The sequence below is a fragment of the Micromonospora sp. DT231 genome (assembly GCF_049847025.1).
GTDB lineage: Bacteria > Actinomycetota > Actinomycetes > Mycobacteriales > Micromonosporaceae > Micromonospora.
In genome coordinates, this window is sequence record NZ_JBNCNO010000003.1 from 398,119 (window position 1) to 414,482 (window position 16,364).

A 16,364-nucleotide genomic window follows, 5' to 3' on the forward strand; every position below is an offset into this window, starting at 1 on the left:
ACAGATCAGCCGAGCCGTCGGCGCAGCGCGGCCCCCACCGCGCTCGCCGGCCCCGCCAGGAGTTGCCGCAGGTCGGGCAGGTGACCGCCGCGTACGGCCTCGCCGGCCGGGTTCGGGGTGAAGACCGAGCCGTCGTGGGCGACGGTCGGCCGTCCACTGAGGCCCATCGCCCGCATCAGCGGTCCGACCAACACGTCGTAGACCCCCGGCAGTACGGTGAAGCCGGCCCGCAGCAGCACGTTGAGCCGGCCCACGGAGATCTCCCGGCGGGGCCGGTCCACACAGTCCACGATGGCGCGGGCCACCCGCTGCGGGCCGGCGACCGGCGGTGGGGGCCGGCCGATCCGGCCCAGATAGTTGGCCGCCTGCTGGTATACGGGCGTGTCCACGCTGCCCGGGTTGACCAGGCACAGCCGGACCTGCGGGCTGTCGCGCAACTCCTGCTGCACCGTCCGAACCAGACCCTGCAACCCCCACTTGCTCGCCACGTACGCGCTCATGTACGGCGCCGTGATGTGCCCGAGCACCGAGCCGGTGAGGATGACCGTGCCGGCCCCGGCGGCCCGGAAGTGCCGCAGCGCCACCCGGACCGAGCCGGCGGCGCTGAGCAGATCGGTCCGTACCACCTGGTCGAAGACCCGTTCGGGTAGCTCGTCGAAGCGCCCGTAGGCCATCACCGCGGCCGTGTGCACCCAGACGTCGATCCGGCCGAACCGGTCGAGCGCCGCGTCCGCCAGCGCCTCCAACGCGCCCGGCACGGTGACGTCGGTCGGCACGGTCAGCACGTCGACGTCGGCGCACTCCGCGCGTACCTCGGCACACTCCGCGCGTACCTCGGCCAGGGTGGTGGTCGCACGGGCGGCGAGGACGAGGCGGTCGCCGCGCTCGGCGAACGCCCGGGCTGTCGCCCGGCCGATTCCGCTGCTCGCGCCGACGACCACCACCACCCGACTCACGGTTCGAGCACGACCTTGATGCAGCCGTCCTCCTTCTTCTGGAACATCTCGTACGCCTGCGGGGCACGGGCCAGCGGCACCCGGTGGGTACGCAGGTCCTCGACGCCCAGCGGGTCGTCGTCACCGGCGAGCAGCGGCAGGATCTCGTCGGTCCACCGACGCACGTGACACTGCCCCATCCGCAGTTGGATGCCCCGATCGAACATCTCCATCAGCGGCATCGGGTCCGCCTCACCGCCGTACACGCCGGAGAGCGACACGGTGCCACCACGGCGCACCCCCTTGAGCGCCGCGTGCAGGACGGACAACCGGTCCATGCCCACCCGGTCGGTCATCGTCTGCGCCAGCTTGTCCGGCAGCAGCCCGACCGCGGCGTGGGCCAACTTGCCCCCCGGGGAACCGTGCGCCTCCATGCCGACGGCGTCGATCACCGCGTCCGGGCCGCGCCCGTCGACCAGGTCGATGAGCGCGCCCGGCACGTCGGACAGCTCACGGACGTCGAGCACCTCGATGCCGTGCCGACGGGCCAACTCCAGCCGCTCCGGCACCAGATCCAACCCGATCACCCGGCCGGCTCCGAGGTGGCGGCCGATCCGGGCGCAGAACTGCCCGACCGGGCCCAACCCGAAGACGGCAAGGGTGCCGCCGGGCGGGGTGTCCGCGTACTTCACGGCCTGCCACGCGGTGGGCAAAATGTCGGACAGGTAGAGGTACCGCTCGTCCGCCCCAGTCTCCGGGATCTTGATCGGCCCGAAGTGGGCCTGCGGGACACGCAGGTACTCGGCCTGCCCACCGGGCACCGAACCGTAGAGCGAGGTGTAACCGAACAACGCCGCACCCTTGCCCTCGCTGGTGACCTGGGTGGTCTCGCACTGGGCGTAGAGCTGGCGTTGGCACATCCAGCAACTCCCGCAGGAGATGTTGAACGGCACCACCACCCGGTCGCCCGGCTTGAGCCCGGTCACCCCCGACCCGACCTCCTGGACGATGCCCATCGGTTCGTGGCCCAGGACGTCACCGGGCTTGAGGTACGGCCCGAGCACCTCGTACAGGTGCAGGTCGGAACCACAGATCGCAGTCGACGTGATCTTCACGATCGCGTCGGTCGGCTCCTCGATCCGCGGATCCGGCACCTCCTCGACCCGTACGTCCCGCTTGCCCTGCCAGGTCAACGCCTTCATGACTGGTTACCTCCCCTTGGTCGCTGCCTGACTGCTACCCGGGAGAGAGGAGTTGAACCGGCCGCGCCCGAGGGGCAGGGTTCGAGGGGCGTTGGCGCTGGCGGTCCTGTTGGCCCTGGTGTCGGGTGTGCCGGTGGTCTTGGTGGTCGGTGGTCTTGGTGGTCGGTGGCCCGTGGTTGGTGGTTGGTGGTCGGTGGTTGCGGTCAGGGCTGGGGGCGACCGTGCCCGGCTCCGGGCGGTCAGGCTTGATCCCTCCGCCGGGCACGGTCGCCCCCAGCCCGTGGGTGGCCACTGCCCGTACCCGGCTCGCTCCCAACCCGGGCGCACCCGGCGCATCTCCCAGCGCGGATATGATCCACTCGGGTTCTTTGAAGTCGGGCCGTCAACGCGCCTCGGAAACCGCGACTTCAGTGAACGCGAGTCGATCAAGCGGCCTGGCCGGGCTGGAGCTACGAGCCGTCATGACGAATCGGCATATCGCCGCCGTGCGCTCTGTGAGCTGACCCGTGAGCTGACCTGCGACTCCGGCCGTGCCCCGGGTCTGTGCTCCGGGTTGGTGCCCCGGGTTGGTGGGGCGGGTTGGTGGGGCGGGTTGGTGGGCGGGTCCGTCGGTGGCTGTTGCTTGTGCGCTTCGGGGGCGGGTCAACGAGCCGCGCATCGAGCAGCGAAATGCTTGCCTTGAGGGTATTTGTCGCCTTGGGTTGCGGCTTATCCAGGCCGAGATCGACTTGATCCACTCGCGTTCCTTGAAGTCGCGGCATTCGAGGCCCGTTGACAGGCCGACGTCCTGAAATCCGAGTGGATCATGCGATGTAGAGGGGCGAGCGGGACACATCGGAGCCCAGCAGGTGCGGTGGGGCGAGGCGCGACTGGGTGAGTCCGGTCCGAGTCCGGTCCGAGTCGGTCCGAGGCGGTCCGAGGCGGGACACATCGGAGCAGACAGGCGCGATGAAGCGAAGCGTGACGGGGGTGAGGCGGTCGGTGTCGGGGCGAGGCACGTCGGGGCGAGGCATGACGAGGCGAGGTGTGGCGGGGGCGAGGTGTGGCGGGGCGAGGTGTGGCGGGGCTAGGTGTGGCGGGGGCGAGGTGTGGCGGGGCTAGGTGTGGCGGGGGCGAGGTGGGCTGTCTTTGACGGCGGGGTGTGGCGGGGCGGGGTGTGCCGAACGAGGCGGGCAGGGGCGTTGGGCGAGAGGCGCGGCGGGGTGAGGGCGCGGTGGAGTGGCGTGGGTAGGGGCCGGCAACGGGCGTACCGGGCGGGACAGGTCCGCCCGGTCCGGGCTCGTGGCAGCGTCGGTAGGCCGCTGTCGGCGTACCCGAGCAGGAGCGCAACCGGCGGACGGGCCGTGACCAACGTCAGGGCTGGGGCGACCGTCCCCGGCGGAGGGATCAAGCCTGACCGCCCGGAGCCGGGGACGGTCGCCCCAGCCCCACCCGCAACCAAGCCCAAAGCCCGAAGCCCGAAGCAGGACAAACGCCAGACCGCCGTACCCCCTTGCGAAGGGTACGGCGGTCCAGGTGGTCGGCGCCTCAGGAGCCGGGGGTGTTGCCGGCCCCCTTGGCGGTGGCCGCGAGGTAGTCGCGGTTGAGGCGGCCGATGGTGTTCAGCGGGATGCCCTTCGGGCAGGCCGGGGTGCATTCGCCGGCGTTTGTGCAGCCGCCGAAGCCGGCCTCGTCGTGCGCGTCGACCATGCCGATGACCCGGGTGTAGCGCTCGGGCTGGCCCTGCGGCAGCAGCGAGAGTTGGGTGAGCTTGGCGGCGGTGAAGAGCATGCCGGAGCCGTTGGGGCAGGCTGCCACGCACGCGCCGCAGCCGATGCAGGCCGCCGACTCGAAGGCGGCGTCGGCGTTGGCCTTGGCGACCGGGGTGGAGTGGGCCTCGGGCGCGCTGCCGGTCGGCGCGGTGATGTAACCACCGGCGGCGATGATCTTGTCGAAGGCGCCCCGGTTGACCACCAGGTCCTTGATGACCGGGAAGGCGCTGGCCCGCCACGGCTCGATGTCGATCGTCTCGCCGTCGGTGAACTGCCGCATGTGCAGTTGGCAGGCGGTGGTGCCGCGCTGGGGCCCGTGCGCGTCGCCGTTGATCATCAGGCCGCACATGCCGCAGATGCCCTCGCGGCAGTCGTGGTCGAAGGCGACCGGGTCCTCGCCGGCGAGGATGAGCCGCTCGTTGAGTACGTCGAGCATCTCCAGGAAGGACATGTCCGGGGACACGTCGTCGACCGGGTAGGTCACCATCCGACCCTTGTCCTCAGGGCCCTTCTGGCGCCAGATGCGCAGGGTCAGGTTCACTTGTAGCTCCGCTGCGTGGGGTGGACGTATTCGAACTTCAGGTCTTCCTTGTGCAGCACCGAGGGCTCACCGGTGGCGGTGAACTCCCAGGCCGCCACGTACGCGAACCGGTCGTCGTCGCGCTGCGCCTCACCGTCGGAGGTCTGGTGCTCGGCCCGGAAGTGGCCGCCGCAGGACTCCTCGCGGTGCAGGGCGTCGATGCACATCAGCTCGGCCAGCTCGAAGAAGTCGGCGACGCGGCCGGCCTTCTCCAGCGACTGGTTCAGCTCCTCGCCGCTGCCGGACACCTTGACCCGCTGCCAGAACTGCTCGCGCAGGGCGCGGATCTCGTCGATCGCCTTGCGCAGCCCGGCCTCGCTGCGTTCCATGCCGCAGTGTTCCCACATGATCTGGCCCAGTTCCCGGTGGAACGAGTCCACGGTCCGGTCGCCGTCGACCGCGAGCAGCCGCTGGACGCGGTCCTCGACGTCGGTGCGCGCCTCGACGGCCGCCGGGTGGCTGGCGTCGACCTTCTCCAGCGGGCCGGAGGCCAGGTAGTTGGCGATGGTGGTGGGGAGTACGAAGTAGCCGTCGGCGAGGCCCTGCATCAGCGCCGAGGCGCCGAGGCGGTTGGCGCCGTGGTCGGAGAAGTTCGCCTCGCCGATCACGAACAGGCCGGGGATGTTCGACTGGAGGTCGTAGTCGACCCACAGGCCGCCCATCGTGTAGTGCACGGCGGGGTAGATCCGCATCGGCACCTCGTACGGGTCCTCGCCGGTGATCCGCTCGTACATCTCGAAGAGGTTGCCGTACTTGGCCTCGATGGCCTTGCGACCGAGCCGGCCGATGGCGTCGGCGAAGTCGAGGTAGACGCCGAGCTTCGTCGGGCCGACGCCCCGACCCTCGTCGCACACGTTCTTCGCGGCGCGGGAGGCGATGTCGCGGGGGACCAGGTTGCCGAAGGAGGGGTAGATCCGCTCCAGGTAGTAGTCCCGCTCGTCCTCGGGAATGTCCTTCGGGCTGCGGTCGTCGCCCTTGGTCTTCGGCACCCAGACCCGGCCGTCGTTGCGCAGCGACTCGCTCATCAGGGTCAGCTTCGACTGGTGGTCGCCGGAGACGGGGATGCAGGTCGGGTGGATCTGCGTGTAGCAGGGGTTGGCGAAGTACGCGCCCTTGCGGTGGGCCCGCCAGGTGGCGGTGACGTTGCAGCCCTTGGCGTTCGTGGAGAGGTAGAAGACGTTGCCGTAGCCGCCGGAGGCGAGCACGACGGCGTCGGCCATCTCGGTGCTGATCTCGCCGGTGACCAGGTCCCGGACGACGATGCCGCGGGCCTTGCCGTCGACGAGGACCAGCTCCAGCATCTCGTGCCGGGCGTTCATCTCGACGTTGCCGAGGCCGATCTGCCGTTCGAGGGCCTGGTACGCGCCGAGCAGCAGTTGCTGGCCCGTCTGGCCCCGGGCGTAGAAGGTGCGCTGCACCTGGGCGCCGCCGAAGGAGCGGGTGTCCAGCAGACCGCCGTACTCGCGGGCGAACGGCACGCCCTGGGCGACGCACTGGTCGATGATGTTGACGGACACCTCGGCGAGCCGGTGCACGTTCGACTCGCGGGAGCGGAAGTCGCCACCCTTGACGGTGTCGTAGAACAGCCGGTGGACGGAGTCGCCGTCGTTGCGGTAGTTCTTCGCCGCGTTGATGCCGCCCTGGGCCGCGATGGAGTGCGCCCGGCGCGGGCTGTCCTGGTAGCAGTAGGACTTGACGTGGTAGCCCTGCTCGGCCAGGGTCGCGGCGGCGGAGCCGCCGGCCAGGCCGGTGCCGACCACGATCACCGTCATCTTGCGGCGGTTGGCGGGGTTGACCAGCTTGGCCTCGAAGCGTCGGGTCTCCCAACGCTTCTCGACCGGGCCGGCGGGAGCCCTGGTGTCGGCGATCGGGTCGCCCTCGGTGAAGAGTTCCATGTCAGGACACCAATCCGGTGAGTACGGCGAACGGGACCACCAGGTATCCGGCGCACAGCAGCACGGCGAAGACGAGCGCGGCGGTACGCGCCCGACGCTCGCCGCGCGGCGTCTGCTGGCCGAGGCTGCGGAACGCGCTGAACGCGCCGTGGCGCAGGTGGAAGCCCACCGCGAGGATGGCGAGCGTGTAGAAGAGCGTGACGTACCAGCGCTCCGGTGCGAAGTCGGCGACGACGTTGCCGTACGGCTTGCTGGCGTCGCCGACCGGGTTCAGGGTGCCGGTGGTCAGGTCCAGCAGGTGGTAGATCACGAAGAGCAGGATGATCACGCCGCCCCACCGCATGGTGCGGGCCGCGTAGCTGCCGTTGACCTTCTTGCGGTGGGCGTACTTGACCGGGCGGGCCGCGCGGGCGCGCCGGGCCAGCACGGTGGCCGCCACGATGTGGGCGACGACCGCCACCACCAGCACGGTACGGAGGATCCACAGGAACCAGACGCCGGGCAGCAGCGGCTTGCCGATGTCGCGCAGCCAGTGCGCGTAGTGGTCGAACGAGGTCTCCCCCGTGAACACCTTCAGGTTCCCGAACATGTGCGCGATGAGGAACAGCGCCAGCAGGATGCCCGTCACCGCCATGACGGCCTTCAGGCCGACGTTCGAGCGGATGGGCGACCGAGTTCTCGTGATTACCACAGGACCGACGCTAGGAGCACTTCGATCAGTCGTCCAATGCATCAAACTCGTAGTGTTGATAGCCGTAGGCTATGTAGATGCAGCTCCATCAGCTCAGGTACTTCGTCGCGGTGGCCGAAGTACGACATTTCACCCAAGCCGCCGACATCGTGGGCATCACTCAGCCGTCTCTCAGTAAGCAAATTCACGCTCTGGAGGCCGACCTCGGGGCACCCCTGTTCGAACGGGTAAGGGGCAACATCGCGCTCACCGCGGCGGGTGAGGTGCTGCTGCCGTTGGCCACCCGGATCCTCGCCGACGTGGAGACCGCGACCCGGGAGGTGCAGGAGCTGGTCGGGCTGCGCCGGGGCCGGGTCCGGCTCGGGGCCACCCCGAGCCTGGCCACCTCGCTCGCCCCGCCGGTGCTGCGCCGGTTCCGCGACGCCCACCCCACCATCGACCTGCGCGTCGAGGAGGGCGGCTCCCAGGACCTCGTCCGCGACCTGCTGCGCGGCGACCTCGACCTGGCGCTGATCATCATGCCGGCCCAGGGCGCCGATCCGGGACTGCGCGTCGACCCGATCCTGCGCGAGAGCCTGGTGGTGGCCTCGGTGGGCGAGGTGGCGACCGCGTCGACGACCGGGGAGCTGCGCATCACCGACCTGCGCGACCAGCCGATGGTGATGTTCCGGGAGGGGTACGACCTGCGCGACGCCACCATCCAGGCGTGCCGCGACGCGGGCTTCGAACCGACGTTCGCGGTGGACGGCGGCGAGATGGACGCGGTGCTGAGTTTCGTCGAGGCGGGGCTCGGCATCGCGCTCGTACCCGGCATCGTGCTGGCTCGCCGGCCGGGCGTGCGGATCACCCCCCTCGCCCCGCCCGGCGTGCGGCGGACCATCGCGGTGGCCCGTCGGCGCGACGTCGTGCCGACCCACGCCGGCCGGGAACTGCGGCGGATCCTGCTCGACTACATCCAGGCGGCGATCGACGGTGACGACCTTCCGCCGGGGGTGGATCCGCTCTGATCGGGTCCGGTAATCGACCCACTGGGTTAATTCATGCTTAAGGCGCAGATTTCACCGTCCGTGTCGGTGCGTGTCACCTAAGGTGGTTTCTTGCGGGCAAAAGCCCCATTCGTCTCAGCATGACGCGCCGACGCCGTTTCTCGCCGGCAGGGAGGCATCCATGAGGATCCTGGTTACCGGCGGTGCTGGCTTCATCGGGTCACATTTCGCGCGCAGTCTGCTCGGCGGGCGGTACACCGGGTTCGAGCACTGCGACGTGACCGTGATCGACAAGCTGACGTACGCCAGTGACCGGGCCAACCTGCCGGCCGCGCACCCCCGCCTGACGTTCGTCCGCGGGGACATCTGCGACCGGCAGTTGCTCGCCGACGTGGTGCCGGGGCACGACGCCGTGGTGCACTTCGCCGCCGAGTCCCACGTCGACCGGTCCATCGACGACCCGGCGCCGTTCTTCGAGACGAACGTGATGGGCTCGCACCACCTGCTGGCCGCGTGTGTCAGCGGTGGCGTCGGGCGGGTCGTGCACGTCTCCACCGACGAGGTGTACGGGTCGATCAGCACGGGCTCCTGGAACGAGAACTGTGTGCTCGAGCCCAACTCCCCGTACGCGGCGTCGAAGGCCGCCAGCGACTGTGTGGTCCGGTCCTACTGGCGCACGTACGACGTGGACGTGTCGATCACCCGCTGCGCCAACAACTACGGCCCGTACCAGCATGTGGAGAAGGTCATCCCGCGCTTCGTCACCAGTCTGCTCACCGGTCAGGACATCACCCTGCACGGCGACGGCAGCGCGGTGCGCGAGTGGCTGCACGTGGACGACCACTGCCGGGCCATCGCCCTGGTGCTGGCCAAGGGTCGGGCCGGCGAGGTCTACAACATCGGTGGTGACCTCGAACTCACCAACCGCGCCCTCGCCGAGCGGATCCTGCGGCTGGCCGGCGCCGGCTGGGAGCGGGTCCGGCACGTGCCCGACCGCAAGGTGCAGGACCAGCGTTACTCGCTGGACTATCGCAAGATCACCGACGAGCTCGGCTTCGCGCCGCAGATCCGGTTCGAGGACGGGCTGAGCGAGGTCTTCCACTGGTACCGGGAGAACCGGGCCTGGTGGTCGCCGGCCGCCGCGCCGGCCCGCGGCACGGCGCTGACCAGCGCGGTCCGGACCGTGGCAGGCCCGCGGGGGCTCTCCGTGCACGCGCGCTGACCGTGGCGGGCCGCTGGTGTCAGCGGCCCTCGGCGTCGTCCATCGCCCGGTAGATCCGCTGTTCCGAGACGGGGTACGGGGTGCCCAGCGCCTGGGCGAAGACGTTCACCCGCAACTCCTCGATCATCCAGCGGATCTGCCGCACGGCGGTCGCCTGTCGGCGTGCCGGTGGCAGCGCGGCGAGCAGGTCGTCGTACTCCTTCTGCACCACCGCGACGCGGTCCTGCTGCTGGCGGTCCCGCTGCGGATTGCCGCCGAGACGTTCCAACCGACGCTCGATGGCGCTGAGATAGCGCAGCAGGTCGGGCAGTCGGGCGTACCCGGCCTCGGTGATGAAACCGGCGTGCACCAGACCGGCGAGCTGTTTGCGGATGTCGGCGAGCGCGGCCACCACGGCGAGGTTGCGGGTGGCGCCGAGTCGCTGTTCGACGGCGTACGCGGCGGCGAGCACCCGGCGGACCCGGTCCATCACCTCGACCACCGTGTCGACCAGGTCGGCCCGGACCTTCTCGCGCAGCGCCGCGAAGCCCTCGGCGTCCCAGGCCGGCCCGCCCGCGTCGCCGATCAGCCGGTCGATCGCCGCGCCGGCCGCGTCCTCGATCAGCTCCTGCACGCCGCCGTGCGGGTTGCGACTCAGCGCCAGCTTCGCCTCGTTGCTGAGCCGCCCCTGCAGGAACCGGGCGGGCGACGGCACGGTGAGTCGCAACAGCCGACGGGTGCCGGCCCAGTGCGCCGCCTCCGCCTCGGCGGGGGAGTCGAACACCTTCACCCCGACGGTGGCGCCCTCGTCGACGAGCGCCGGGTACGCGGTGACCGCGTAACCGGCACGGACCTGCTCGATGGTCCGGGGCAGGGTGCCGATGCTCCACTCGCGCAGCCCGGTACGGGCCACCTCCGGCGCGGCGGCCGCCACCACCTGGCGTACCTCCTGGCGGAGTTGGCGTTGCAGGGCCGGCAGGTCCTTGCCCTCGGCGACCGGCTTGTCGTCGTCGCCCAGGACCCGGAAGGTCACCCGGAGGTGGGCGGGGAGCTTGTCCGGCTCCCAGGCGTCGCGGGGCACGGTGACCCCGGTCATCCGGCGCAGCTCACGGGTGAGCGCGTCCAGCAGCGACGCGTCGCCGGGGGTGATCGCCGCCAGCGCGGCGCGGGCGTAGTCCGGCACCGGCACGAAGTTGCGGCGGATCGCCTTGGGCAGCGAGCGGATCAGCGCGATCACCGTCTCCTCGCGCAGCCCCGGCACCTGCCAGTCGAAACTCTCCGCCGGCACCTGGTTGAGCAGCGGCAGCGGAATGTCCACGGTGACGCCGTCGGTCGGCGTGCCCGGCTCGAACCGGTACGTCAGTGGCAGGCGCACCCCGTCGGCCTGCCACTCGTCCGGGTAGTCGTCCTCGTCGACCCCCGGCCGACCGTCGTTGACAAGCACGTCGCGGGTGAAGGTGAGCAGGTCGGGCTGCTCCCGGCGGGTCTTCTTCCACCAGCTGTCGAAGTGCCGCCCGGAGGACACGTCGGCGGGGATCCGCTGGTCGTAGAAGCCGAAGATGGTCTCGTCGTCGACCAGGATGTCCCGGCGTCGCGCCCGGCTCTCCAACTCCTCGATCTCGGCGAGCAGCCGCTTGTTGTCCGCCCAGAACTGGTGGTGGGTCTGCCAGTCGCCCTCGACGAGGGCGTGCCTGATGAACAGCTCCCGGCTCAACACCGGGTCGATCCGACCGAAGTTGACCTTGCGGGAGGTGACGAGCGGGACGCCGTACAGGGTGACCTTCTCGTAGGCCATCACGGCGGCCTGCTTCTTCTCCCAGTGCGGCTCGCTGTAGCTGCGCTTGACCAGGTGCTGTGCGAGGGGCTCGACCCACTCCGGCTCGACCCGGCCGGCGATGCGGCCCCAGAGTCGGGAGGTCTCCACCAACTCGGCGGCCATCACCCAACGCGGCGGCTTCTTGAACAGCGCCGAGCCGGGGAAGACGGCGAACTTCGCCCCCCGGGCGCCCAGGTACTCGTGTTTCTGGGCGTCCTTCAGGCCGATGTGCGACAGCAGGCCGGGCAGCAGTGACTGGTGCACCTTCTGGGTGTCGAACTCCTCCGGCAGGTCCGCGCCGCCGCGCCGGCTCTCCCCCCGGCCGGCGTCCGCGCCGTCGGCGGTGTCGCGCGCCGGTCGCCCACCGCGCCGGTCGCCGTCGGCCGGGGTACGCAGCACCTGCCGCAACTGGCCGACGATGTCCTGCCACTCGCGGATCCGCAGGTAGTTCAGGTACTCCGCCTTGCACATCCGGCGGAACGCGCTGGAGGACAGCTCCCGCTGCTGCTCCCGCAGGTAGCGCCACAGGTTGAGGTAGGCGACGAAGTCCGACTCCTTGTCGGCGAACCGGGCGTGCGCCTGGTCGGCCTGGGCCTGCTTCTCCGCCGGCCGCTCGCGCGGGTCCTGGATGGAGAGCGCGGCGGCGATCACCAACACCTCGGTGGCGCAGCCGTTGCGTTCGCCCTCCACCACCATCCGGGCCAGCCGCGGGTCGACGGGCAACTGGGCCAGCCGCCGGCCCAACGTGGTGAGCCGCTTCGCCGGGTCGGCCTCGGTCGGGTCCAGCGCGCCCAGCTCGTGCAGCAGGTTGACGCCGTCGGTGATGTTGCGCTTGTCCGGTGGGTCGATGAACGGGAACGCGGCCAGGTCGCCGAGCCCGATCGCGGTCATCTGGAGGATGACCGACGCCAGGTTGGTACGCAGGATCTCCGGGTCGGTGAACTCGGGCCGGGAGAGGAAGTCCTGCTCGTCGTAGAGGCGGATGCAGATGCCGTCCGAGGTACGCCCACAGCGGCCCTTGCGCTGGTTGGCCGACGCCTGGGAGACCGGCTCGATCGGCAGCCGCTGCACCTTGAGCCGGCTGGAGTAGCGGGAGATCCGGGCGGTGCCCGGGTCCACCACGTACTTGATGCCGGGCACGGTCAGCGAGGTCTCCGCGACGTTCGTGGCGAGCACCACCCGCCGCGAGGTGTGCGCGGCGAAGACGCGGTGCTGCTCGGCGCTGGAGAGCCGGGCGTACAGCGGCAGGATCTCGGTGCCGAGCAGCGAGCGCTTGGTCTGCACCAGTTTGGCGAGCGCGTCGGCGGTGTCCCGGATCTCGCGTTCGCCGCTGAGGAAGACCAGGATGTCGCCGGGACCCTCGGCGGCCAGCTCCTCGACGGCGTCGCCGATCGCCTGGATCTGGTCGCGGACGGTCTCCTCGTCGCCGTCGCCGTCCTCCTCGCCCTCGGCGAGTTCGAGCAGCGGCCGGTAGCGCACCTCCACCGGGTAGGTGCGGCCGGAGACCTCGACCACCGGCGCGGGCACGCCCTCCGGCTCGTCGGCCGTGGGCGGCCCGGCGAAGTGCCGGGCGAACCGGTCGGTCTCGATGGTCGCCGAGGTGATGATCACCTTGAGGTCGGGTCGGCGGGGCAGCAGCTCCCGCAGGTACCCGAGGATGAAGTCGATGTTGAGGCTGCGCTCGTGCGCCTCGTCGATGATCAACGTGTCGTACTGGCGCAGCATCCGGTCGGTCTGCAACTCGGCCAGCAGGATGCCGTCGGTCATCAGCTTGACCAGGCTGCGCTCGCTCACCTGATCGCTGAAGCGCACCTTGTAGCCGACCACGTCACCCAGCTCGGTGCCCAGCTCGTCGGCGATCCGGTCGGCCACCGTCCGGGCCGCCAACCGCCGGGGCTGGGTGTGCCCGATCAGGCCGTGCACCCCGCGCCCCAACTCCAGGCAGATCTTGGGCAGCTGGGTGGTCTTGCCGGAGCCGGTCTCGCCCGCCACGATCACCACCTGGTGGTCGCGGATGGCGGCGGCGATGTCGTCCTTGCGCTCACTGACCGGCAACCCCGCCGGGTACGTGATCACCGGCACCGCCGCTCGGCGGGTGGCGAGCCGCTGCTCGGCCCGGACCAGGTCGGCGGTGATCTCGGCCAGTGCCGCCTCCCGGCGCTGCGGGTCGCGCAGCTTGCGGGCACCGTCGAGGCGCCGCTGGAGCCGGCGCTGGTCGCGGAACATCAGAGGGATCAGGCGGCGGTGCAGCTCGCGGACCGGGTCGGTCGCGACGGAGGCGGTTGGATTCTGCATGTCGTGCCCAAGGATAGGCAGCCTCGCGGCGTAGCGCCCCTGGGTTACCGGGTGGCCGGCTCTCCGACCGGCTACCGACCGCCCGCCCGGCTGGCACCTCCGGTCCCTTCGCGGCCACGAGCGGGCCCTAGAGTTGGCGGCCGACGTCGAGCGCTGGGGGAGCCGGATGGAGATGCGCGACACCGACCGCGCGTTGGTGCAGGCCGCAACGGCTGTCGCCAAGCTGCGCTGCCGCAGCCCGCACCACACGGTCGCGTCGGCGGCCCGGACCGTGGACGGGCGGGTCTTCACGGGCGTGAACGTCCGGCACGACAGCGGGGACACCTGCGCCGAACTGGTCGTGATCGGCGCCGCCGCCACCCAGGGCGTCACCGAGTTGGAGACGATCGTCACGGTCGCCGACCGTGGACGCGAGGTCGTCGAGCCCTGCGACAGGTGCGGGCAGGTGCTCGGCGCCTACTTCCCGTCGCTGCGGGTGATCATCGGCACGGTGGACGACCTGCGGGTGGCCCCGGTCGAGGATCTGCTCGGCTGACCACCGAGGGCCCGCGCCCGACCACCGAGGGCATGCTCGGCTGGTCTCAGTCGCCCGCGGCCGCCTCCAGCATCGACCGAGGCATCGGCACGCTCTCGAACCGCACGTTGCCCTCCGGCACCATCCAACTCGTCACCCGTGCGACGAGCAGGCCGGCGCGGACGGCCGGATCGTCGGCGTAGAGCCCGCGCACCTCCTCCGCGGAGATCGAGAACACGACGAAGCCCCGCAGTTGGCCGTCGTCGGCGTCCAGCAGCGGCCCGGCCGCCAGCACCAGCCCCTGCTCCACGAACCCCGCCTGATGCTCCAGGTGGGCGCGGTGCACCCGGTCGCGCGCCTCCGGTGGCAGGTCCGGCGGATCCGACGGTCGGACCAGGAGGACGACCGTGTGCTGGTCGAATCGCATGGTGACAGCCTATGGCCCGATCGCAGCGGAACGTCCCTCTTATGGGTGTCATCGGCGTTCTGTCGCACTTGTTCCCGTCCGCGAAACTCATTCTCTTATCGAGGATCGGACGCGAATGGGAGGTGTGGCATGGTCACCAGACGAGGACTGCTCGCCGCCGGTGCCGCCGGTGGTGCCGCGGTGCTGGTCCCGGCGGGATCCACGGCCGCGGGCCACGCGCTCGCCGGGGCGGCGCCGCTGCACGCCGCGGACATCCCCAAGTACGTGGCGCCGTTGCGGATTCCACCGGCCATGCCGGCGGTGGAGACCGGTCCCGAGCGGGACACGTACGTCATCGCGGTGCGGCAGTTCCGCCAGCAGATCCTGCCGGCGTCCTGGCCGCGGACGACCGTGTGGGGCTACGGCTCCCCGGCCCATCCCGGCAGCTTCGGCTACCCGGCGCCCAGCATCGTGGCCTGGGTGGACCATCCGGTACGGGTGACCTGGATCAACCAGCTCGTCGACGGCCGGGGTGACTTCCTGCCGCACCTGCTGCCGGTCGACCCCACCCTGCACTGGGCCAACCCGGCGGGCGGAACCGCGGAACGGGACCAGCACGGGCACCGCGACGGCGACCCGAGGGGATACCGCGGGCCGGTGCCCCAGGTGGTGCATCTGCACGGTGGACACAGCCCGCAGGAGAGCGACGGGCACGCCGAGGCGTGGTACCTGCCGGTGGCCCGCGACCTGCCGTCCGACTTCGCCGTCTGCGGCAGCGCGTACGACGAGTTCCGGTCCCGCTTCACCGAGCGTTCCGGTCTGCGCTGGGGGGCGGGCGCCGCCACCTTCGAGTACGCCAACGATCAGGCGCCCGCCACCCTCTGGTACCACGACCACACGTTGGGGGTCACCGCCCAGAACGTCTACGCCGGACCGGCCGGGTTCTACCTGCTCGGCGGTGCCGGCGACCTGCCGGACGGGGTGCTGCCCGGCCCCGGCCCGGCCCACGACGACCCGCCGGACGCCCGCTACCGCGACATTCCGCTGATGATCCAGGACCGGAGCTTCACCGCCGACGGCGACCTGCTCTATCCGGGCGGGCACTCGTCACCCGGTGTCGGCTCCACGATCGTGGTCAACGGCCGCACCTGGCCCAGCCTCACGGTGCAGCGCCAGCGTTACCGGTTCCGCCTGCTCAACGGCTGCAACAGCCGTTTTCTGCTGCTGAGCGTGGCCGCCCACGCCAGGGCGCGACCGGCCCGCCCGGTGCTGCCGGTCTGGCAGATCGGCAGCGACGGCGGGTTCCTGCCCGAGCCGGTGCCGCACGAACGGGTGGCCCTCGGCCCCGCCCAGCGGGTCGACGCGATCATCGACTTCAGCGACGTGCCCGTCGGCACCGAGCTGTACCTCGTCAACGAGGGGCCCGACTGGGCGTACCGCGGGGGCCGGCCCGGTGTGGACTTCCCGCCGGCCGACCCGCGGACCACCGGGCAGGTGCTGCGCTTCGTGGTCACCGCCGCGACCGGCGCGGACCCGAGCGTGCCGCCGGAGCAGCTTCGGCTGCCGTCGCGCCCCCGGCTGCCGGCGGCCGAGCGGGTCCGGCGGCTGTCACTCAACGAGCGGATGTCCGGCCCGTCGGGGTCGATGACGATGCTGCTCGGCACCCTCGACGAGCGTGGTCGGGGCCGGCCGATGCGCTGGAGCGACCCGGCGACCGAGCAGCCCACCCTGGGTGCCACCGAGGTGTGGGAGGTCCGCAACTTCACCCGGCTCGTCCATCCGGTCCACCTGCACCAGGCCCAGTTCGAGCTGCTCGGCCGAGGGCATTCGGGCCGGGTGCGGCCGGCGCCGGAGGAGCGGGGACGGATGGACACCGTGCTCGCTTACCCCTGGGAGGTGACCCGGATCAAGGCGCGCTTCGACCTGCCGGGCCGCTACGCCTGGCACTGCCACCTGCTGGAACACGAGGACAACGAGATGATGCGACCGCTGAACGTGCTGCCGGGCGGTGGCGCGGAGACCGGGGACGGTGGCACGGCAGGCGTGCCGGAGACGTCCGCGTCGGCATCGACCGACGCTGGTTAGGTCGCTT

At 71.1% G+C, this 16,364-nt stretch carries 11 protein-coding genes; 4 read left to right on the forward strand and 7 right to left on the reverse strand.

Annotated features, from left to right (window positions below):
* Positions 1 to 5: 5 nt before the first annotated feature.
* The 5 genes from ACPXBU_RS09965 to ACPXBU_RS09985 all read right to left on the reverse strand — a co-directional run bounded on the left by ACPXBU_RS09965 (position 6) and on the right by ACPXBU_RS09985 (position 7,096).
* Complete coding sequence (locus tag ACPXBU_RS09965) at positions 6 to 956, reverse strand: SDR family NAD(P)-dependent oxidoreductase (protein ID WP_425757829.1); 951 nt, start codon at positions 954 to 956, stop codon at positions 6 to 8.
* On the reverse strand, positions 953 to 2,137 hold the full coding sequence (locus ACPXBU_RS09970) for a zinc-dependent alcohol dehydrogenase (RefSeq protein WP_425757830.1): 1,185 nt from the start codon (positions 2,135 to 2,137) through the stop codon (positions 953 to 955). The genes ACPXBU_RS09965 and ACPXBU_RS09970 overlap by 4 nt, the downstream gene beginning before the upstream one ends.
* A gap of 1,527 nt (positions 2,138 to 3,664) precedes the next feature.
* Positions 3,665 to 4,429, reverse strand: a complete 765-nt coding sequence (locus ACPXBU_RS09975) for a succinate dehydrogenase/fumarate reductase iron-sulfur subunit (protein ID WP_357245649.1) — start codon at positions 4,427 to 4,429, stop codon at positions 3,665 to 3,667.
* Positions 4,426 to 6,363, reverse strand: coding sequence for a fumarate reductase/succinate dehydrogenase flavoprotein subunit (locus ACPXBU_RS09980; protein WP_425757831.1), 1,938 nt, complete (start codon positions 6,361 to 6,363; stop codon positions 4,426 to 4,428). The genes ACPXBU_RS09975 and ACPXBU_RS09980 overlap by 4 nt, the downstream gene beginning before the upstream one ends.
* Position 6,364: 1 nt before the next feature.
* Positions 6,365 to 7,096 (reverse strand): succinate dehydrogenase cytochrome b subunit, encoded by a 732-nt coding sequence (locus tag ACPXBU_RS09985; protein WP_393367515.1) that lies wholly within the window; start codon positions 7,094 to 7,096, stop codon positions 6,365 to 6,367.
* Between the two features lie 35 nt (positions 7,097 to 7,131).
* Between ACPXBU_RS09985 and ACPXBU_RS09990 the strand changes: the two genes are divergently transcribed.
* The gene (locus ACPXBU_RS09990) at positions 7,132 to 8,061 is read left to right on the forward strand and encodes a LysR family transcriptional regulator (protein WP_393367516.1); all 930 of its coding nucleotides are present in this window, start codon (positions 7,132 to 7,134) and stop codon (positions 8,059 to 8,061) included.
* 160 nt (positions 8,062 to 8,221) lie between these two features.
* Positions 8,222 to 9,262 carry a dTDP-glucose 4,6-dehydratase gene (gene rfbB, locus ACPXBU_RS09995; protein ID WP_393367518.1) on the forward strand — a complete coding sequence of 347 codons (1,041 nt, stop codon included), beginning with the start codon at positions 8,222 to 8,224 and terminating at the stop codon, positions 9,260 to 9,262.
* Between the two features lie 19 nt (positions 9,263 to 9,281).
* Here rfbB and hrpA read toward each other — a convergent pair whose 3' ends face one another.
* The gene (gene hrpA, locus ACPXBU_RS10000) at positions 9,282 to 13,352 is read right to left on the reverse strand and encodes an ATP-dependent RNA helicase HrpA (RefSeq protein WP_393367520.1); all 4,071 of its coding nucleotides are present in this window, start codon (positions 13,350 to 13,352) and stop codon (positions 9,282 to 9,284) included.
* 166 nt (positions 13,353 to 13,518) lie between these two features.
* Here hrpA and ACPXBU_RS10005 point away from each other — a divergent pair, with 166 nt between their 5' ends.
* Positions 13,519 to 13,887 carry a cytidine deaminase family protein gene (locus tag ACPXBU_RS10005; RefSeq protein ID WP_425757832.1) on the forward strand — a complete coding sequence of 123 codons (369 nt, stop codon included), beginning with the start codon at positions 13,519 to 13,521 and terminating at the stop codon, positions 13,885 to 13,887.
* Between the two features lie 46 nt (positions 13,888 to 13,933).
* Here ACPXBU_RS10005 and ACPXBU_RS10010 read toward each other — a convergent pair whose 3' ends face one another.
* Complete coding sequence (locus ACPXBU_RS10010; protein ID WP_425757833.1) at positions 13,934 to 14,293, reverse strand: YciI family protein; 360 nt, start codon at positions 14,291 to 14,293, stop codon at positions 13,934 to 13,936.
* Positions 14,294 to 14,422: 129 nt separating this feature from the next.
* Between ACPXBU_RS10010 and ACPXBU_RS10015 the strand changes: the two genes are divergently transcribed.
* Positions 14,423 to 16,357 (forward strand): multicopper oxidase family protein, encoded by a 1,935-nt coding sequence (locus ACPXBU_RS10015; RefSeq protein ID WP_425757834.1) that lies wholly within the window; start codon positions 14,423 to 14,425, stop codon positions 16,355 to 16,357.
* The last annotated feature ends 7 nt before the right edge of the window (positions 16,358 to 16,364 follow it).